Annotated in this window: 19 protein-coding genes; 6 read left to right on the top strand and 13 right to left on the bottom strand. The window is 70.0% G+C overall.

The window, feature by feature from the left end:
- Nucleotides 1-26: 26 nt before the first annotated feature.
- From Q9R02_RS07305 to Q9R02_RS07295, 3 genes are read right to left on the bottom strand one after another with little or no spacing between them, the layout of a single operon-like run.
- The gene (locus tag Q9R02_RS07305; protein WP_305995995.1) at nt 27-812 is read right to left on the bottom strand and encodes a glycerophosphodiester phosphodiesterase family protein; all 786 of its coding nucleotides are present in this window, start codon (nt 810-812) and stop codon (nt 27-29) included.
- A 2-nt stretch (nt 813-814) separates the two neighbouring features.
- Nucleotides 815-1,687 carry an HAD family hydrolase gene (locus Q9R02_RS07300; protein WP_305995994.1) on the bottom strand — a complete coding sequence of 291 codons (873 nt, stop codon included), beginning with the start codon at nt 1,685-1,687 and terminating at the stop codon, nt 815-817.
- Nucleotides 1,684-2,214 carry a YbhB/YbcL family Raf kinase inhibitor-like protein gene (locus Q9R02_RS07295; RefSeq protein WP_305995993.1) on the bottom strand — a complete coding sequence of 177 codons (531 nt, stop codon included), beginning with the start codon at nt 2,212-2,214 and terminating at the stop codon, nt 1,684-1,686. Before Q9R02_RS07295 ends, Q9R02_RS07300 begins: the two co-directional genes overlap by 4 nt.
- A 72-nt stretch (nt 2,215-2,286) precedes the next feature.
- Here Q9R02_RS07295 and Q9R02_RS07290 point away from each other — a divergent pair, with 72 nt between their 5' ends.
- Together Q9R02_RS07290 and lhgO are read left to right on the top strand one after the other, a co-directional pair.
- Nucleotides 2,287-3,684, top strand: coding sequence for a CoA transferase (locus Q9R02_RS07290; protein ID WP_305995992.1), 1,398 nt, complete (start codon nt 2,287-2,289; stop codon nt 3,682-3,684).
- Nucleotides 3,685-3,713: 29 nt separating this feature from the next.
- Nucleotides 3,714-4,943: an L-2-hydroxyglutarate oxidase gene (gene lhgO, locus Q9R02_RS07285; RefSeq protein ID WP_305995991.1), complete on the top strand. Its 1,230-nt coding sequence runs from the start codon at nt 3,714-3,716 to the stop codon at nt 4,941-4,943.
- Here the strand turns inward: lhgO and Q9R02_RS07280 are convergent.
- The gene (locus Q9R02_RS07280; protein ID WP_305995990.1) at nt 4,940-5,872 is read right to left on the bottom strand and encodes a carbohydrate kinase family protein; all 933 of its coding nucleotides are present in this window, start codon (nt 5,870-5,872) and stop codon (nt 4,940-4,942) included. The two genes, lhgO and Q9R02_RS07280, sit on opposite strands and share 4 nt — an antisense overlap.
- A gap of 110 nt (nt 5,873-5,982) precedes the next feature.
- Here Q9R02_RS07280 and Q9R02_RS07275 point away from each other — a divergent pair, with 110 nt between their 5' ends.
- Nucleotides 5,983-7,092 carry a GTP pyrophosphokinase gene (locus Q9R02_RS07275; protein WP_305995989.1) on the top strand — a complete coding sequence of 370 codons (1,110 nt, stop codon included), beginning with the start codon at nt 5,983-5,985 and terminating at the stop codon, nt 7,090-7,092.
- Between the two features lie 415 nt (nt 7,093-7,507).
- Entirely contained in the window at nt 7,508-8,992 is a 1,485-nt protein-coding gene (locus Q9R02_RS07270; RefSeq protein ID WP_305995988.1) for an amino acid permease, read from the top strand.
- A 111-nt stretch (nt 8,993-9,103) separates the two neighbouring features.
- Here the strand turns inward: Q9R02_RS07270 and Q9R02_RS07265 are convergent, their stop codons facing one another.
- Both Q9R02_RS07265 and Q9R02_RS07260 read right to left on the bottom strand, forming a co-directional pair.
- Nucleotides 9,104-9,952: a LysR family transcriptional regulator substrate-binding protein gene (locus Q9R02_RS07265; RefSeq protein ID WP_305995987.1), complete on the bottom strand. Its 849-nt coding sequence runs from the start codon at nt 9,950-9,952 to the stop codon at nt 9,104-9,106.
- Nucleotides 9,952-10,329: a VOC family protein gene (locus Q9R02_RS07260; protein WP_305995986.1), complete on the bottom strand. Its 378-nt coding sequence runs from the start codon at nt 10,327-10,329 to the stop codon at nt 9,952-9,954. Before Q9R02_RS07260 ends, Q9R02_RS07265 begins: the two co-directional genes overlap by 1 nt.
- An 83-nt stretch (nt 10,330-10,412) precedes the next feature.
- On the opposite strand from Q9R02_RS07260, the gene Q9R02_RS07255 reads away from it, so the two are divergent.
- Nucleotides 10,413-11,600: a serine hydrolase domain-containing protein gene (locus Q9R02_RS07255; RefSeq protein WP_305995985.1), complete on the top strand. Its 1,188-nt coding sequence runs from the start codon at nt 10,413-10,415 to the stop codon at nt 11,598-11,600.
- Nucleotides 11,601-11,837: 237 nt separating this feature from the next.
- Here the strand turns inward: Q9R02_RS07255 and Q9R02_RS07250 are convergent, their stop codons facing one another.
- Nucleotides 11,838-13,244 (bottom strand): flavin monoamine oxidase family protein, encoded by a 1,407-nt coding sequence (locus Q9R02_RS07250; protein WP_305995984.1) that lies wholly within the window; start codon nt 13,242-13,244, stop codon nt 11,838-11,840.
- Between the two features lie 175 nt (nt 13,245-13,419).
- On the opposite strand from Q9R02_RS07250, the gene Q9R02_RS07245 reads away from it, so the two are divergent.
- Nucleotides 13,420-14,100 (top strand): TetR/AcrR family transcriptional regulator, encoded by a 681-nt coding sequence (locus tag Q9R02_RS07245; RefSeq protein WP_305995983.1) that lies wholly within the window; start codon nt 13,420-13,422, stop codon nt 14,098-14,100.
- A 17-nt stretch (nt 14,101-14,117) separates the two neighbouring features.
- Here Q9R02_RS07245 and Q9R02_RS07240 read toward each other — a convergent pair whose 3' ends face one another.
- From Q9R02_RS07240 to Q9R02_RS07215, 6 genes are all read right to left on the bottom strand, one after another.
- Nucleotides 14,118-14,840, bottom strand: coding sequence for a hypothetical protein (locus Q9R02_RS07240; RefSeq protein WP_305995982.1), 723 nt, complete (start codon nt 14,838-14,840; stop codon nt 14,118-14,120).
- Nucleotides 14,837-15,412 carry an RNA polymerase sigma factor gene (locus Q9R02_RS07235; protein WP_305995981.1) on the bottom strand — a complete coding sequence of 192 codons (576 nt, stop codon included), beginning with the start codon at nt 15,410-15,412 and terminating at the stop codon, nt 14,837-14,839. The genes Q9R02_RS07240 and Q9R02_RS07235 overlap by 4 nt, the downstream gene beginning before the upstream one ends.
- 126 nt (nt 15,413-15,538) lie before the next feature.
- Nucleotides 15,539-16,192 (bottom strand): hypothetical protein, encoded by a 654-nt coding sequence (locus tag Q9R02_RS07230; protein WP_305995980.1) that lies wholly within the window; start codon nt 16,190-16,192, stop codon nt 15,539-15,541.
- 129 nt (nt 16,193-16,321) lie between these two features.
- A complete protein-coding gene (locus Q9R02_RS07225; protein ID WP_305995979.1) occupies nt 16,322-17,011 on the bottom strand; it encodes a winged helix-turn-helix transcriptional regulator in 690 nt (229 codons plus the stop codon).
- Nucleotides 17,012-17,049: 38 nt separating this feature from the next.
- Nucleotides 17,050-17,481, bottom strand: coding sequence for a VOC family protein (locus Q9R02_RS07220; protein ID WP_305996094.1), 432 nt, complete (start codon nt 17,479-17,481; stop codon nt 17,050-17,052).
- 140 nt (nt 17,482-17,621) lie between these two features.
- Nucleotides 17,622-19,064 (bottom strand): S8 family peptidase, encoded by a 1,443-nt coding sequence (locus Q9R02_RS07215; protein WP_305995978.1) that lies wholly within the window; start codon nt 19,062-19,064, stop codon nt 17,622-17,624.
- Between the last annotated feature and the right edge of the window lie 121 nt (nt 19,065-19,185).

Below are 19,185 nucleotides of genomic sequence, written 5' to 3'. Positions count from 1 at the left end.
GCCCCGGGGACCGCGGCGCCCGGCCGTCAGCCGAGCAGCCTCAGCGCCACCTCCGGGCAGTCCGTGACCAGGCCGTCCACGCCGAGGTCCAGGAGCCGCGTCATGTCCGCCTCCTCGTTGACGGTCCAGACGTGCACCTGCTTGCCCAGTTCGTGCGCCCGTTCCACGAACTCCCGGGTGACCACGGTGATCCTCCCGGACTTCTCCGGCACCTGGAAGGCATCCACCCCGGCCAGGAGGCTCTCCAGCCAGCCCGGCCGGAGCGCCTTGCCGAACAGGAGAGCGGCCGTGGAGGCCTTGCCGGCGGAGGTCGCCACGGGCCACGCGACCCGGTTGGTGACCGCCTTGCGGACTCCATCGGAGAACGAGGTGACCAGGACCCGGTCCTGGAGGTTCTTCTCCTCGATCAGGGCCGCCAGCGGCTGCGCCACCGCGGCGTCCTTGACGTCCAGGTTGAAGCGGGCGTCCGGAAGCAGATCGACGACGTCGGCCAGCCGGGGCACGGGGACACGGCCCCGGACGCGGGCCGTGCGGATCTCATCCCAGCTGAGGCGGGACACCACGCCGGTGCGGTCGGTGACCCGGTCCAGGATGGGGTCATGGAAGCAGAGGATCTCGCCGTCCGCGCTCAGGCGAAGGTCGGTCTCCAGATGGGTCACGCCGAGTTCCCGGGCGGCCCGGAAGGACTGCAGGGTGTTCTCCAGGCCTTCCAGCGGAACCCCGTCCAGGGTGCCGCGGCGGTAGCCGCGGTGTGCCAGGATCAGCGGCTTGCCCTCGCCCAGGGGATTCCGGAAGTATTCCTTGACGTTCATCTTCAACTCCCTGTTGATGCCCCTTCGGGCATATGTCCGGCGGACCCGCCGTTCAGCAGCCGCAGCTTGTTTTCCAGAACCTGCGCCACGCCGTCGTCCTCGCAGGCCGGGGCCTGGAAGCGTGCCGCGGCGAGGGCCTCCGGGTGCCCGCCGGACATGGCGTAGCCTTCGCCGGCCCAGGAGAGCATCTGGACGTCGTTGGGCATGTCCCCGAATGCCACGACCTCCTCCGCCCGGATCCCCCGCGCCGTGGCGTAGGCCTCCAGGGTATGCGCCTTGGTGATGCCCGGCGCGGAGATCTCCAGGAGGGAGAACCGTGCGTCGGAGTGCGTCACGTGGGCCAGGTCCCCCACCTTCTCCGCCACGCGGGCGTGGAACTCCTCCGCGGACAGGCTGGGTGAGAGGGCCAGGAACTTGACCACCTGGTCCTCCGGGCCGAGCGCCTCGGACAGTGGTGCCACCTCCTGCGCCAGGAGCGGGGAATCCCCGCGGGCCTCGACGAAACCGCGCTCCAAGACCAGGCCCCGCACGCATTCGGCCGCGAATCCGGCCTCCGGGTGGACCTCCCGGATGATCTCCTGCAGCCGCAGCACCTGCTCCCGGATCAGGGCGTGAACCCCCACCAGACGGTCCTCGGCCATGTCCCAGATGACTGCTCCGTTGGAGCAGATCACGGTGCCGTTGTGGCCGATCTGGTCGGCGAGCGGCCCCAGCCAGCGCGGCGGGCGGCCGGTCACGAAGACCACCTCCACCCCGGCGTCGCGCACCGCCGCGAAGGCGGCCCGGGTGCGGGTGCTGATGACGCCGTCGTGCCCCATGATGGTGCCGTCCACATCGCTGGCCACCAGACGCATGGCCGGCGTCCGGTGCATCATGCGCGCTCGTACCTCGCGATGAGGGTGGCGCGGCCGATGCTGTGGCTGAACAGGTTGAAACCAAGCAGGGCGGGGGCGTCCTCCGGGCTGACCTCCAGCGCCGGGACGTCCACGGCGTGGACCACCACGAAGTAGCGGTGCGGGCCGTGGCCGTTGGGCGGTGCGGCGCCCACGAAACCGGCGAACCCGGCGTCGTTGCGCAGCTGCAGGGCGCCCTTGGGCAGGAGACGGCCGTCCGGGGATCCCGCACCGGCCGGCAGGCTGGTGATCTCCACGGGGATGTTCAGCACGGCCCAGTGCCAGAAGCCACTGGCCGTGGGGGCGTCCGGGTCGAAGACGGTGACCGCGTAGCTGCGGGTGCCCGCCGGGGCGCCGTCCCAGCTCAGCTGCGGCGACTCGTCTTCACCGCCGGCTCCGAAGACCTTGCTGACCTGCGGCAACGCCAGGACTCCGCCGTCCTGGACATCGGTGCTGGTCACGTCGAACGCGGCGACGGGGGGAAGGGACGCATAGGGATCGAAGGACATAGTCCGTCTCCTTAAGTCTGTACGTGGACACCAGCCTACGGCAGGGCACTATGGAGTGAAGGAGGTGCGTGAATGCAGACCACGACTCAGACCATCCGCAGGATCCTGGACGCCGTGGGAGGTGACCCGGACTCCGTGGAGCACCTGGTCCTGACCGGCCCGGACGCCGTGCTGCCCTCAGCCTTCCCGGTCACGTCCCTGGCCACCTCGGCCGTCGCCGCGGCGAATCTGGGGCTCGCGGCCGTACTGCGCCGGGCTGCAAGCCCCGGGAACGCGACGGCGGGGCATCCGCGCGTCAGCGTGGACCGGGCGCAGGCGAGCGCCGCCTTCCTGTCCGAGGCCGTCTTCACGCCGCAGGGCTGGGACCTCCCCTCGCCCTGGGACCCGCTCTCCGGCGTCTACCGCAGCCGGGACGGCTGGATCCGGCTCCACACCAACTACGGCGCGCACCGGGCCGCGGCCACCGCCGCGCTCGGCCTGGCCCCGGACGCCACCCGGGAGGAGGTGGCGGAGCATGTCCTGGCCGTTCCGGGCGTGGAGCTGGAATCCGCTGTGCTCCGGGCGGGAGGCGCGGCGGCCGTGCTGCACAGCCGCCTCGGATGGCTGGAATCCGTGGCCGGGTCCGCGACGGCCCAGGAGCCGGCCGTTCACGCCGTGGTGGAGGGGACGTCGGCCTGGACGCCCGTCCCCGGTGGCCGGCCCCTGGAGGGCCTGCGCGCACTGGACCTGACCCGCGTGATCGCCGGACCCCTGTGCACCCGCTTCCTGGCCGCGCACGGTGCCGACGTCCTCCGCCTGGACCCACCGGGCTTCCAGGAGGTGCCGGCGCTGCTGCCGGTCACGACGCAGGGCAAGCGCCGGGCCTTCCTGGACCTCGCGTCACCCGCCGGGCGGGAGCGGTTCCTCGGTCTGCTCTCACGGGCACACGTCCTGGTCCACGGCCTGCGTCCGGGCGCCCTGGAGGCCCTGGGCCTCGACCAGGGCCTCCTGCGCGCTGTGGCGCCCGGGCTCGTGGTGGCACGCCTGGACGCCTACGGCTGGCATGGGCCGTGGGCCCGGCGTCGCGGTTTCGACTCCCTGGTGCAGATGAGCTGCGGGATCGCCGACGACGGTTCCCGGGCCGCGGCGTCGGACGCTCCCCACCCGCTGCCGGCGCAGGCGCTGGACCACTCCACGGGCTATCACCTCGCCGCGGGTGTGCTGTCCCTGCTGGGCCGCGGCGCGGCCGGCACGGTGACGGCGTCTCTGGTGGGGGCCGCGAATCTGCTGTACTCGATGGGGCCCGGCGGTGTTCCGGCGGTCGCCTCCCAGGCGGAGCTCCGGGCGCTACTGGACGGGCTCCGGGAGCCTGTGAACACCGCGTGGGGCGACGCCCTCGCGGTCCCGGTGCCAGGCACCGTGGACGGCGCCCCGGTGGCATTCGCCCACGACGCCGGGCCGCTCGGCGTCGACGACGCCGTCTGGCCCTGAACTGGGGCACACCGAGCGAAAGGACTTTCATGCCCGCAACCAAACGCATCGCCGTCGTGGGCGGTGGGATCATCGGTGCCGCCGTCGCCCGCGAGCTGACCCGGCGCCTGCCGGACGCCCTGATCACGCTCTTCGAGAAGGAGGAGGGCGTGGCCGCGCACCAGACGGGTCACAACTCGGGCGTGGTCCACGCGGGCCTCTACTACGCGCCGGGCGGGCTGAAGGCCCGGCTGTGCCGCCGCGGCGTCGGGCTGCTGGAGGACTTCGCGGCCGAGCACGGGGTCCCGTACGAGCGCTGCGGCAAGGTGGTGGTGGCCCTGGACGCGGAGGAGCGAGGACGGCTGGAGGCGATCTTCAACCGTGCCACGCGGAACGGGGTGCCCGGCGTCCGGCTGATCGACGGTGCGGAGCTGCGGGAGATCGAACCGGAGGCCCGCGGCATCGCCGCCATCCATTCACCCGGCACCGCGATCATCGACTACGTGGCGGTGACGCGAGCCCTCGTGGAGGACGCCCGGCAGGCGGGCGCGGACGTGCGGCTGGGCACGGAAGTGCTGGGACTGGACGCATTGCCCGACGGCGGGGTGCGGCTCCGCTCATCCACCGGCGAAGAGCGCTTCGACCACGTGGTGGCGTGCGCAGGGCTTCAGTCGGACCGGCTCGCCCGCCGTTCCGGGGCGGACGAGGATCCGTCGATCGTGCCGTTCTTCGGCCAGTACCTGGTGCTGGAGCCGCGCTTCGGGGACGTGACGCGTGGCCTGGTCTACCCCGTGCCGGACCCGAAGTACCCGTTCCTGGGCGTGCACCTGACCAAGCGCGTGGACGGCGCCATGACCGTGGGGCCGAACGCGTTCCTGTCCTTCTCCCGGGAGATCTACCGCGGGCTGGGCATCGACGTGCGGGATTCGCTGGACGTGGCCGCGGACCCGGGCTTCTGGCGCTTCGCGGGCCGCAATCTGGCCGGTGCGCGGCGGGAGCTGGCCGGAGTCCTCTCGGCCAAGCGGTTCATCCGGGCCGCGGCGCGGTACGTCCCGGCGATCGAAGGAGCAGCTTACGAGCGCCTGCCGCGCGGCATCCGGGCACAGGCCCTGTCCCGTGACGGCCGCCTGGTGGATGACTTCGTGATCCAGCACCTGGGCCCGGTCATGCATCTGCGCAACGCGCCGTCACCGGGCGCGACGTCGTCACTGGCCATCGCGGAGCACATCGTCTCGGAACTGGTGACGGAACACGGGCTCAGCGCGCGGGAGGCGGGCTAGGCCCTCGCGGCGAGTTCCTTCCGGCTGGGCGGGTTGGCGCCCGCGCGGGACACCGTGATGGCCGCGGCGCGCGCGGAAGCCGCCAGGAGTGACGTCAGTTCCTCCAGGGTGATCCGGTGCAGGCGCTCCCGGTGCAGCACGCCGTCGTACCCCGCATCGACCACGCCGGAGAGCAGCGCCGCCATGAACGAATCGCCCGCGCCCACCGTGTCCACCACGTCGACGCGCGGAGCCGGGACCTCCACCTCGCCGGCGGCGGCCACGCCCCACGGGCCGTCCGCACCGCGTGTGACCACCACGAACGCCGGCCCGTTTTCCCCGCCCAGGCTCAGCCACCGCCGCGCGGAGTCCTTGACGTCCACGCCGGGGTAGAGCCATTCCAGGTCCTCATCGGAGGCCTTGACCACGTCCGCAAGCACTACGAACCGCTCCACCTGAGTGCGGACCGCGTCCACATCCGGGGTCAGGCTGGGGCGGCAATTGGGGTCGAAGCTGATGGTCACGCCGGGTCGTGCGTGCTCGACGGCGGCGAGCACGTCCACGGCGCCCGGCTCCAGGACGGTGGCGATGGAGCCCGTGTGCAGCAGAGTGCCGCCCTGCAGGACCATGGGGAGCCGGTCCACCAGGCCGGGCAGCTGCCACACGAGGTCGAAGTCGTAGCTCGCCGCGCCGTTCTCGTCCAGGGTGGCCGTGGCGATGCTGCTGGGCAGTTCGTCGGGCGGGAGCGGAACCATGACGGAGGAGGCCCTGAGGTGGGCCGCGATGGCATCCCCGTACTCGTCGTGCCCGTACCGGCCCAGGAACTGCACGGGGTGGTCCAGACGGGCCAGGCCGACGGCCACATTCAGGGGGCTTCCGCCCACGTGGGACGAGGTTCCGGCGCCGCTGTGGACCACGTCCACCAGGGCTTCTCCGATGACGGTGAGCATGTCCTTCATGCTAGCTAACACGTGCCAGTCCGCGGAAGCAGGCGACGGCTCCGTGGCACTGCGTGACGCCGCCGGGATCGATGTCAGGCCCGAGGGATAGGGTTGAGTCCATGGCAAGCAATTGGGACCGGCTTGACGAAGACCAGCGCGCGCTCGTGCAGGAACACGTGGACCTCTACCGGAAGGTCCGCCCCTCGCTGAAGCTCGTGACGCAGGACGTTCTGCTCACGCTGCGCGGAATGCTGAAGGCCTCCGAGGTGACGCCGCTGTTCGTCACGGGCCGGACCAAGACCGTGGACTCCTTCCGGGAGAAGATCTCCCGGCTGGAGGCACCGCTGGAGCCCGGGGGCCGGCCGGCCCTGAAGTTCCCGGACCCGTTCCGCACCCTCAATGACATGGTGGGCATCCGGGTCATCACCAAGCTCCCGGCGGACAACGCCACGGTGGCCAATGTGATCAAGAAGCAGCGCCAGACGTTCGACTGCCGGGGTGACCGGGAGAAGGACATCGGCTCCATCGAGTCCGGCACGTACGGCTATTCGAGCCGCCACCTCATCCTGCGGACCATCCAGAACGACGTGGTCAAGGAGTACCAGCACCTCTTCAATCCGGAGATCCCGCCAAACGGCAGCTACTTCTTCGAGTGCCAGATCCGCACGGTGTTCGCGCACGCCTGGAGCGAGATCGAGCACGACATCCGCTTCAAGACGGACGACCCGCGTGCCTGGACGCCGCACTTCGACCGCCAGTTCACCGCGACGGCGGCCATGCTGGAGACCGTGGAGGGCGCCTTCTCCGATCTGCAGGAGAGCTACCAGGAGGTCCGCAGCTACTGGGACGAGGAGGGCAACGGCGCGGTGCCGCTGAGCCCGGACCGGGTGCGGCGGGTCTGGCAGACCCTCCTGCCGCATGTGGACCGGAAGGTCGACGACGACTGGGGCTGGGCCGCCGAGCTGCTGAACGCACACGGGCTGACCCGGACCATTGAGATGGCGGAGCTTCTGAGCCCCGAGCGGATCCGCCTGGTCCGCGACGCCCTGGACCACCGCTACTCCCCCGGACCGGACCGCCTCCTGGACGACCTTCTCCTGTGGAAGTACGGCCGGCAGCATGTGGAACTCACGGCGGAGGATCCGGAGACCACGCCGCACCCGCGCCGCGATTCCCTCGGCCGGCGCCTGAAGCAGATCGAGCGGTACCGGGCGGTCCACCCGGAGTAGGACCACGGAGGCCAAGGCCGCCCCGGCCATCGCGTGCGCACCCCATTCGCTGAAACAGTGGGTTTCCGCTGAGACAGTTGGTTTAAACCACTGTTTCAGCGGAAACCCACTGTTTCAGCGGCGAGAGGCGCAGGGCACTCTAGCAGGTTCCACCAGAAATGCTTCATCCGCCCGAAGCTGAGCATCAGCTCTACTGTTGCTCGCGGCACCGCTTCAGGGCCCATCGGTGAGGATCTTTAACCGCTGTGCCGAACGCAACAGGTGCCACGCCGCCCGGTGTTAGCTTGATCACCAACATCGTCCCCGCGATCACCTCACCTTTACTCTGAAGATCGCACTCCCCTGCCGAACCCGGTCTGTGCCGGTTCTTTCAGCATGCCCGCGTCCCCCTTCAGCACTACCTCACGGAGGATCCATGAGCGCTGCCCCGCTCCCCGAATCCGGCCCTTCGGATACCCCCGGCATCGTCGTCCAGCAGGGTCTCCGGCGGTCCATGGACACCCGCCACCTGGTCATGATCGGCCTGGGCGGCGTGATCGGATCCGGTCTGTTCGTCAGCTCCGGCTACACGATCTCCCAGGCCGGCCCGCTCGGTGCCGTGATCGCCTACCTGATCGGCGCCGTCGTCGTCTATCTCGTGATGGCGTGCCTCAGCGAGCTGGCCATCGCCTACCCGGTCTCCGGCGCGTTCCACATCTACGCGGCCCGGACCATGGGCCCGGCCACGGGCTTCACCACGGCCTGGCTCTACTGGCTGACCTGGGCCGTCGCCATCGGTTCCGAGTTCACGGCAGCCGGCGTCATGATGCAGCGCTGGTTCCCGGAAGTCCCGGTGTGGATCTTCTGCCTGGTGTTCGGCGCCGTGCTGTTCACCATGAACGCCATCTCCTCCCGCGTGTTCGGTGAGAGCGAGTTCTGGTTCGCCATGATCAAGGTCGCCGCCGTCGTCGGCCTCATCATCCTGGGCGGCGCCGCTCTGCTGGGCTTCCACCCCGCCGCGCAGGGCCACTACCCGCACCTGTTCGAGAACTTCAGCACCGCCCAGGGCCTGTTCCCCAACGGTTTCACCGGCGTGATGGTCACCGTCCTGGCCGTGCTGTTCGCATTCTCCGGTTCCGAGCTGATCGGCGTCGCCGCCGGTGAGACGGCCGATCCCATCCGCAGCATCCCCCGCGCCATGCGCACCACGGTCCTGCGCCTGGTGATCTTCTTCATCGGTGCCATCATGGTCATCGCCGCCACCATCCCGTATGACAAGGCCGGCCTGGACGAGAGCCCCTTCGTCACGGTGTTCTCCGAGCTCGGCATCCCGTACGCCGCGGACATCATGAACTTCGTGGTCATCACCGCGCTGCTCTCCGCCGGCAACAGCGGCCTGTACTCCTGCGCCCGCATGCTGTTCTCCCTGGCGGACCAGGGCCACGCGCCCAAGTCGTTCGCCAAGCTGACCAAGCGGGGCATCCCCATGGTGGCGCTCGTGGTGAGCCTCCTGGGCGGCCTGGCGTCGCTGGTCAGCAGCGTCATCGCGCCCACCACGGTGTACCTGGTCCTGATCTCGATCGCGGCGTTCGCCACCGTCGCCGTGTGGATGTCCATTGCGGCCGCGCACTTCTTCCACCGCAGGGCGTTCGTCCGCAACGGCGGGGACGTGTCCACGTTGCCGTACAAGGCGCCGTTCTTCCCCGTGGTCCCGATCCTGGCGTTCGCAGCCTGCCTGGGCTCGATGATCGGCATCGCCTTCGACCCCACCCAGGTCGCGGCCCTCTACATCGGTGTCCCGTTCACGGTGGCCTGCTACGTGTTCTTCCACTTCCGCTACGGCAAGGGCCGGAAGAAGCGCGCCGAGGAGGCCGTCCTCGAGGACGCCACCGAGGAGGAGAAGGTCCCCGCGGGCGTCTGATCCCGCCTGCACCGCCGAGGCCGCTGGTTTCGGTCGAGAACGCTGAGTGAACAAGCGTTTTCGACCGATACCAGCGGCCTCGGCATTTAAGGTGTCTTGTGGTGGGGTGCCTCAGCGGCCCTTGCGGCCCGACGACGGCGGCTTGCCGCGGCCCCGGCCGGAACCTTTGCCGCCGCCCGGCTTGGCCGTGCCAGGCTTCCCTGTACCCGGCTTCCCGCCGGACCGGCCCTTCTGGGCGCCGCCCTGGGCGCCGCCCTTGGGGCCCGCACCCTTGGAACCGGCCTTGGCCGCGCCGAATGCCCCGGCCGTCGCGCTCCGGGACTTCCGGGCCTTGGCGGCGTTCTCCTGCTGCTCCTTGTTCACGGACGGCTGGCGTCCCGAGTCGGCCTTGCGCCCCCGGACGATGCCCACGAACTCCTGCACCAGGTCCGAATCGGCGTCCTTGCGCCAGGCCAGCACCACCTCGGTGGGCTCGGCACCCTCCAGCGGGCGGGCCACCACTTCGGGATTGTTCACGTGGCGGGCTGCGGGCATCGGCAGCACCAGGAGTCCGGCACCACTTGCCACGACCTCCAGGGCCATCTCGAGCCCACCCAGGGCGCGCAGGCCCTCGGGCGAGTTGTCGAAGAAGGTCTCGCCCTCCAGATCCTCAAGAGAGATCTCCTCGAAGGCCTGGATCTCGTGGCCCTTGGCGGCCACCACGGCCTGCTGCTCCTCGTACAGGGGGATCACGAACCGTCCCTCACGCAAGGCGGCGGCCATGCCCACGGGGACGCGGAGGAAGGCGAGCTGCGCCTCACCCGTGTCAAGGGCGTCGAGGGCGGCCGCGACGTCGTCGTCCACCATGCGGAACTCCAGCGCGACGTCGGGCAGGCGCTCCTCCCAGCGGCGGATCCACTTCCCCGGGGTGACGCCGGGGACGTACAGGAAGGTCAGGGAGTCCATCAGCGGCGGGTTCATCAGTCCTGGTGCAGACGGATCAGGTTGCCGCAGGAGTCGTCCACGTCCACGAACGTCCCGGACGGGTGCACCACGGGCTCGCCGACCACGCGCAGGCCGAGCCCGGCCAGGCGCTCGGCTTCGGCGGCCACATCGTCCACACCGAGCACGATCGCGGGCATCCCGGCCTCGTAGACACGCGCACGGTAGTCCTCACCGATGGGGTTGTCGCTGGGCTCCAGGAGGAGTCCGGGGCCACCGGGGATGGACGGGTTCTGCACGATGAACAGGTTCGCCTCCGGCATGGCCATCAGGGAAGCGAAGCCGAACTTCTCCGTGTAGACGGCATGGGCCGCGGCGGGATCGGTCACATGGATGCTGCACATCTTCACTCGCATGCATTCAAGGGTACGCGGGCTCTCAGACAGAGTGACCGTGTAGCGTCTGGTCCAGCACTCGTCAGAACCTCGGAAGGACCCGCATGACTACGACCCCGTCCGCCTCCGTCAGCGGCGTCACCGTCCACGGCACCGCAACCCGCGGCTTCGAACGGACGCGCCAGGCGTTCGCTCAGGGGTTCGACGGCGCCCCGGACATGGGTGCCGCGGTCTCGGTGTACCGGGACGGGGAGAAGGTGGTGGACCTCTGGGGCGGGACCCGGGACGCTCGCAGCGCACTGCCGTGGGAGGAGGAGACGGCCGCCGTGATGTTCTCCTGCACCAAGGGCCTGGCCTCCGTCCTCATCGCCCGACTGGTGGAACAGGGCCTCGTGGACTACGACGCCCCGCTGGCGTCCTACTGGCCGGAGTTCGCCGCCAACGGCAAGGGCCGCCTGACCGTCCGTGAGGCGCTCGGCCATCGTGCGGGCCTGTCCGCGGTCCGGCAGGAACTGACCCGGGAGCAGCTGCTGGACTGGGACTTCATGACCGCCCTGCTGGCCGCGCAGGAGCCGCTCTGGGAACCGGGCACGGGCTTCGCCTACCACTCCATCACGCACGGCTGGCTCAGCGGCGAACTCATCCGCCGGGTCACGGGCCGGACCGCCGGCGCCCTCTTCCAGGAGGTCTTCTCCCCCGTCACCGCCGAGGCGTGGCTGGGTCTGCCGGCCGCGGAGGAGACCCGGGTGGCGCACATCGGCCTGTCCGAGGCCTACCGTCAGGGCGTGGCGGCCATGCAGCAGCTCCCCAACCCCTTCGCAGCGAAGGGCCCGCAAATGGGCGGGGCGCTGCCGCCGGAACTGGTGACCGAGACCGAGGGCGCCAACGACCGCTCCTTCCACGCCGCCGAGTTCCCCGCGGCGGGCGGCATCTCGACGGCCCGCGCCCTGGCGGCCCTGTGGTCGGCCACGGTCCGGGACACCGGGGGAACCCTCCTCCTCGGCACCGGCGCCCTGGAGAACGCGCTTCGGCCGGTGAGCGAGGGCCGGCCGGAACTGGGCTTCCCGGAGCCGTGGGCTGACCGTTTCGCGGCCGGCTTCCAGCTGCCCGGCCTGGACCAGGACCTGCTGAGCCCGGCAGGCTTCGGCCACTACGGCGCCGGCGGGCAGCTCGGCTTCGCCGATCCGGTGCACGGCATCGGCTTCGGTTACCTCACCAACTGGATGGTGCCCGACGCCGGCCGGGCCACCGCCGTCGTGCAGGCGCTGCGGGAAGACCTCGCGGCGCTCTGAGCGGCACGGTGGGCGGCGTTCCCGGCCACCGTGCGAGGTGAGCGACGACGGCGGCGCGGGGCGGCCGCCGCCGTCGCTCACCTTAAACACCGGCGCCGCACCGGGGAGTCAGCTCCGGTGCGGCGGGCGTGCCTGTTGCGAGGCGTGCCCCGGCCCCACAAAGGGTAAGAAGGGCCGGAGGCGTTTCAGAAGGATCCCCGGCGGCGGGCGGCGCCGGGGATCCTCAGCTGCGGGGGATCAGGCCTGGCTCAGGGCCGGCTCGGCCTGGCGCAGTTCCTGGTTCGCGGCGATGATGCGGTCCGCGGTCTTCTGACCCATGCGGACGGCGCCGTCCACGTGCTGGTAGCCCTCGGCCGCCAGGTCGGAGGAGGACCAGTAGATCGGGCCCACGGCGTCGTGCTGGGACTTGCCGTAGCGGCTCAGGCCACCCAGGTCGTAGCTGGCGGCGTACGCGCCGCGGGTCCACTCCTCGGAGCCCCAGTCAGAGAGGTAGAACACGGACGGGTTCTTGGCCTCTTCGCCCAGGTACTCGGCGATGGCGCCCAGGATGGCCTCCTTGCGCTCCTCCTCGCTCAGCTCGAACATGGCGTCGGCCTTCTCGTCGGAGACGAAGCCCACCAGGGTGCCGCGGGAGTCACCGTGGTTGGTGTTGTCGTACACCTCCTGGACGATCGAGTCGGCGCCGAAGCAGGTGCCGGACAGGCCGTTGTCACGCCAGAACGGGGTCTCGTAGACGGCGTGGACCTTGATGACCAGGCCCAGGGACTGGTGCTGGTGCATCTGGTGCTGGCGGCGGGGCAGCGGCGGGTTGAAGGACACGCGGCTGTAGAGGTTCGGCGGGACCGCCATGATGACGAAGCGGGCGTTGACCACTGCACGGTCGGATTCGGCGATGACGCGGTAGCCGCCCTGGCCGTCCTCGGTGTAGTTGATGGTGCGGACCGGGGAGTCGAGGATGACGTCCTCGCCCAGCTCCGCGGCCTGGAGAAGGGAGACCTGCTGCATGCCGCCGATCACGCGCTTGTCCAGGATGAAGTCCTCATCCGTGAGGTTGGTGAAGGAACCCGCGGACGCGGCCATGAGGATGGCCTGCAGGGCGGAGAAGGCGTGGGCGGGCTTGGTCAGCATGCCGCCGGCGATGAACAGACCGATGTTGTTGCAGGCCTCCTCGTTGGAGGAGTTCTGGCGCAGCCAGTGGTGGAACGAGATGGTGTCCAGATCGCGGGACTTGGAGTGGGCCCACGGCTCCTCGGCGCCGATCTCGGCGGCCAGCTCGTCCATGATCGCCGTCAGGCGGTCCATCTCGGCGGCCGTCTCCGGGCCCACCGGGAAGGAGGCTCCGGTGTAGCGGGAGAGCTTGCCGTCGGCGCCCAGGTAGATGGACTCGCCCTCGCGGTAGCGGGAGTACATCTCGAGGCCGAGCTCGTCCAGGAGCTCCATGAGGACGGTCTGGTCCGGGGAGACCCACTGGCCGCCGATCTCCAGCATGGCGCCGTCGATGGTGTCGGTCCAGGTGCGGCCGCCCACGCGGTCACGTGCCTCCAGGACGGCCACGCTGAGGCCGGCCTTCTTGAGTCGGCGGGCAGCAGTCAGGCCAGAGGGGCCGGCGCCCACGATCACGACGTCGCGATCCAGATTGAGCATTTTTCCTCCAAGGAAGGGGATGACGGGCGGTGCCGTGACCATGGTCACTAAATGAACACCATTCATTTAGTAATGACTATAACCCACATGACGCACCGCGCGAAAGACCCCTGCACGAAGAAGCCGGACCGCTACAGTTGTTCCAGCCCCCGGACCACCCGAGCAGAGGACCCCTATGACCACCCCCAGCACCCCCGCAGAGGCGCCCCGCCGACGTGTGGGCCGCCCCATCAAAGCCGTTCTGACGCACGAATCAATCGTCGGGGCAGCGCTGGAGCTGGTGACGGACAAGGGGTACGAGGGCCTCACCATGTCGGCCATGGCCAAGAAGCTCGGCGTCTCGCCGTCGGCCCTCTACAACCACGTGACCAACAAACAGGAGGTGCTGATCCTCATTGAGGACCACCTGGCCGCCCAGGTGGATGTCAGCGCCTTCGGCACGCAGCCATGGGAGGAAGCCGTCCGGCACTGGGCCTGGAGCTACCGCGAGGTGTTCGCCCAGCACACGCCGCTCATCCCGATCATCGCGGTCCTGCCGGTCACGAACGCCCCGCGCACCCTGGCCATGTATGAGGCGGTCAGCGCCGGCTTCCGCCAGGCGGGCTTCCCGCAGGAACGGATCGTGCCCGCCGTCGTGGCTCTGGAGTCCTTCATCTTCGGCTCGGCCTACGACGCCACGGCGCCGGAGGACATCTTCGACACCGGCGCCTCCGCCGCCAGCACCCCGAACTTCACCACGGCGGTCAACCGCTTCGAAGAGGCCGAGGGAGGCAGCAACCCGGACCGGGCATTCACCATGGGGCTGGACGCCCTGATCGGCGGCTTCCGCAGCTTCCTGCCGCTTCCCGTGGCCTGAGAGACTCGGCGGTACTTCTAGTGCAGCCCCGGCAGGGGCAGACCGGTGGGCAGCTGCGTCGGCAGCAGCGGGCCGGGCAGCAGCTTCGGAAGGGCCGGGAGGATCCCCGGCTGCTCGGGTGACTGCGGGCTCGACGGCGCGGGCGCAGGTGCCGGAGTGACAGCGGGTGCCGGTGCCGGGCCCTCCGGGGTGGATGGCGGAGCGGACGGACTCACGCTCGGCCGTGGTTTCGCGGAGGCCGGCGCGGGAGCCGGCAACGGGTCCTCCGTGGCCGGCTCCGGGGGTGCGGGAGCCTCGGCCGGCTGGCCGGTGATGATCCTGATGATGCGCGGCAGGCCGCCGTCCTGCGACGCCGCTGCCACCCCTGCGGTCGCGGCGGTGACCGCCACCGCGGCGACGGCGGCGAGGACCACGGCCCGACGGCGGCGCGGCCGGGAAGGGCGCACGGCGGAGGCACCGCGCGTCGCACCTCCCCTGCGGGCCGCACGTGCTGCGTCGAGGTCCACCACCTCAGCCACCTTCTCCGCGACGATGGCGATGGGTTCAGTGGGGGCCGCAAGCCGCGAGGCGGACCCGGCCAGAAGCGCTGCGAGTTCGGCGTTCGGGGTCACGGGGGGCGCGCTGGAGAGCGATCTCAGATCCTCAAGGACGGGCCGCAACACTGCGGCGTCCTTGGAGTCCAGGCCGTCGAGCAGTTCGTCGACGACGTCGGTCCGATCCGGGGGGAGTTCGGTGGTCATGGCATGCTCTTCCGGGATGACACGTGGGCTTTGAGGTCTTTGAGGGCTCTGCGCTGAAGCTGTTTGACGGCGCCCTGGGACCTCTCCATGATGGCGGCCGTCTGTTCGATCGACAGATCGGCCACGATGCGCAGCAGAAGGACCTCCCTGTGGTCCTCGGGCAGGTGGTCCAGGAGTTCCTGGGCTCCCTGCCCGGCCAGGACGGTCTCCTCGGGGGTTCCGGGGGCGCGCCTGGGGTCCGTCTCCTGCTCGTGCGGGACCAGGAACGGTGTCCGGGCCCTGTGCCGGTGGTGGTCCACGGCACGGCCGTGCGCGATGGTGAAGGCGAGGGACTTGGCCCCGGCGAGCCCTCCGCGGAAGGCGGGGACCGCGGACCCCTCCGGCGGCGTCATCCGGGAGTAGAGGGTGAGGAAGACGTCGTTCGTGACGGCGTCGGGATCATCCACTCCGCGGGCAGCAAGATATCCCCGGACGGGTCCGGAGTAGGCACGATACGCGTTCGTGAAGAGAGCTTCCGGGCCGTCCTCACCGTCCGTGACGGTGAGCGGCCCCTGGTCCTCTGACGTCTGCAAGCAGTGGATCCTGTTCGTCGACGGCATGGCCCGGGAGTGGGGGAACGTCCCGGGCCATGCCTGGCGATCACACCAGGTGTTCGAAGCCCTGGCGTCTTCGGGCAGACAGGCTACCCGAAGTTTCTGTCAGCCACCCAGACCGGGGAGCTGAGGAACGGAGACGCCCGGCACGCTCGGCAGAGCGGGCTTGGCGGGGAGGGCGGGCAGCTTCGGGGCGGACGGAACGGTGACGTTCACGGAGGTGCCCCCGTCGGCGGAACCCTGGACGGAGACCTGCTGGCCGGCCAGGTCGGCGCAGAAGGTGCCGACGTTGCCGGCGCCGCCGGCGGCCACGGAGAGGCTCTTGAAACCTGCGGAGGAGGCGTCGATGGTGCTGGCCGCGTCTGCCTTGCAGAGGTCCAGGAGCTGCAGGCTGCTGAGGCCGGAGACGGCCTTCTGGGCGGCGGCGGTGGCCTGGTCGACGACACCCGCGGCCTTGCCGTCGACGGCGGCGGCCTTGTCCTGCGCGGCGGTGAGCGCCTTCTGCGCGGCGGCCTTCACGGCGTCGGCCTTGCCGGCGACCTTCTGCTGCGCGGTCGCGGCCGCGTCGGTGGCGGTGGTCTTCACGTTCTCCACCTGGGCTGCCGGGGCGCCGATGATCTGGTGGGCCACATCCTGGGCCTGGGTGGGGAGGGAGCCGGTGTAGGCAGCGGTCCCGACTCCACCGACCGTGAGGAGGCCGAGGGCGGCGACGGCACTGGCGGCGAGCTTGCTCGTGGCGACTGCGGTGAACAACGACATGTGATGCGCTCCTTGGGGGATGAAAGATACGGGAGGCCGCCGTGGCGACCTGTACCCCCTGAACCGGCACGGTGGGCCGGAAGGTTACGCGTCGTGTGAAATTTTTTTCCGGAAGGACGGTTCCGCGGCTCAGGCGGCCACGGCCGCGTCCAAATGGAACAGTGCCGCGAAGCGCTCCAGGAGCCTCACATCGCCGTCGAGCACTTCCGCCGCGCCGGACGCCACAGCGTCCGCCGGCGTCACCGTTCCGGCGATGAGATCCCGGATCCCGGGTGCCGCGGCGAACTCCAGGCGGTCCCCGTCGCCCATGGGAGTCGCGACAGGCACCGGCCCCCGCGACGGCGCGACGACGTCCAGGCGCCCCGCGTCGGAGCGTGCCACGAGCGTCACGTCCCCCACATGGAGGGTGAAGACGGTAGCGGGCACGCGGCGGGACGCGGCGGGGTCAAAGGCCGTGCGCAGGGCCATGGTGAGGGAATCGGCCGTGACCTCCTCCCCCTCCCGGGGCCCGGTCATGGCCTTGAAGCCCCAGCGGCCGAGGGCCAGGATCACGTCCTCGAGTTCCCGCCCGTACGGGGTCAGCTCGTAGACCAGGCCGCAGCGGGCCACCGGGACCCGGTGCACCAGGCCCGCGGCCTGAAGGTCCTTCAGCCGGTCGCTGAGGATGTTGGTGGGGATGCGGCTCAGGCCGCTTTTGAGGTCGGAGTAGCGGCGCGGGCCCACCAGCAGGTCACGAACGATCAGCAGCGCCCACCGTTCGCCCACCAGTTCCAGGGCCCGCACCACACCGCAGTACTGGCCGTAACTACGCGCGGCCATGCGACTCTCCTCCTCAGTCTTCTCTTAAGAGGACGCCGTCACTCGGCGGCCTGAGCGGCCACGTGCTCGCCGGGGCCGTTCTCCACGGCCTGAGGCTCCATGTAGACGAACTCCAGGATGTTGCCGTCCGGGTCCTCCAGGGACCGGGAGTACATGAAGCCGAGGTCCTGCGGATCGCGGTGTTCCTTGCCGCCGTTGGCGAGGCCCGCCTCGGTGGTGCTGTCCACATGCTCGCGGGAGTCACGGCTGAGGGCGTTGAGGACCTGGATGTGGGTGCCCGGGTCCACCAGGTCACGGCTGGTGAAGGTGGAGAAGAACCCGCGGGTCAGGATCATGAAGAAGACGTTCTCATCCACCACCACGCAGGCCGCGTTCTCATCGGTGAAGAGCGGGTTGATGGTGAATCCGAGGGAGGTGTAGAAGGACTTGGCCCGCTCCAGGTCGCTGGTGGGCAGGTTCACGAAAATCATGGTGCTCACAGGAAACTCCGATACCGAGGATCTGCTTGCTTTTTGCAAGTGATTCCAGCGTGATCCGGGCCGGGGTGCTTGTCAATAGCAAGCAGGTGGTCCCGGTGCTCGAGCACCGGGACCACTCCGGGCTTTCCCGATCAGCGGGCCGCCGTGAGACTCATCGTCGCCGCAGCGTCGGACAAGCCGGCGCCGCAGCCCAGGGAACAACCACCCGGCATGGGACGCGCGCCTTGTTTGAGCAAGCTCTCCACATCGGTGGGGGTGAGGCCGGGTTTGAGGCTCTTCATCATCGCGGCCAGGCCGGAGATGTGCGGCGCGGCCATCGAGGTGCCCTGGTACCAGGCGTAGCTCGGCGCCCCGGGCACCGTGGTCCCGGCGTTCAGTGTCGAAAGGATTCCACCGCCACTCTTGCTGGTGTCCCCGCCTGGCGCGGTGACGTCCACCGTCGTCCCGTAGTTCGAGTAGGACGCGAGCTTGCCATCCTTGTCGCCAGCCGCCACTGCCACCACATTCTGGCAGTTGGCGGGCCTGCTGCCGGAGGCGTCCGCCGCGCTGTTTCCAGCCGACACCACCACCGTGACCCCGCGCGCCACGGCGGCGTTGATCGCGTTCTGGTACGTGGCTGAGCAGGTGCCCGTCCCGCCGAGGCTCATGTTGATGACCTGCGCCGGGTAAGGGTTCACCGGGACCCCGGCCACCGTCCCCCCGGAAGCCCACACGATCGCATCCGCAATATCGGATGTGGCGCCGCCGCACTTGCCGAGCACACGAACCGGGACCACCTTGGCCCCCGGCGCCACTCCGGCCACGCCCACGGCATTACCGGTCACCGCCGCCACGGTTCCCGTGACATGGGTGCCGTGCCAGGACGAATTCTTGGCCGTCGTCTTGCCGCACTCGCCTGCCGCGTACCAATCGCCCTCATCCTGCGGATCGGAATCCCGGCCGCCTCCGTCCCGCGCGGTGGCCGGATCCGAAATGAAGTCATAGCCCGAAAGGATGTTCGCATCCAGGTCTGGGTGCCGCGTGATGCCCGTGTCCAGAACCGCGACCACTGCGCCCGATCCGGTGGCGACATCCCACGCCCCCGGGATCCTCATGCCGTTCGCGCCCGTGAAGTCCCACTGTTCGGCGTAGCGGGGGTCATCCGGGGAGAGCTCGGGCCACATCCGGGCGTCGGGTTCGGCCGATTCCACCGCTCCGGACGCGAGCAGAGCGGCCACCGCGGTGTCCGCTTCCTGTGCGCTCACCTCCCGCCCCAGTGACACCAAGGTGGACCCGACGGCGAGATGGCGCACCTCGCGCGGGCTCACCCCGAGCATCCGGGCCACGACGCCCCAGGCATGAGCCACGGCATCACCGTGGGATGAGTTCTCTTTATACGTGACGATGATGCCGGAGACCGTCTCCTGGCCACGCCCTGCCGCGACCGCGGAGACGGAGGCGGCCGCCTCTGCGCCGGACGGACGGCCGTGAGCCTCTGCCGCCGGGACGAGGCCCGCGGCACCCAGCCCCAGCGCGGCGAGTGCCGCGACCGCGAAAGAACGGCGGTGCCGCCGCCGATGGTCGGTGTTTCCCATGAAGGTGTCCCTTCCTCAGACCCGGACCCTGCTCCGGATCGTGTGCCAGTGAATGATCCGCGGCTTTTCGCGGCGGAGTCCTGGCAATCTAGAAGGTATTGTCGTTTCAAGTAAAGATGTG

The sequence above is a fragment of the Arthrobacter horti genome (assembly GCF_030731045.1).
Classification (GTDB): Bacteria; Actinomycetota; Actinomycetes; order Actinomycetales; family Micrococcaceae; genus Arthrobacter_E; species Arthrobacter_E nanjingensis.
Note: the sequence above shows the minus strand (reverse complement) of the source record. Positions and strands in the feature narration are given on the sequence as shown.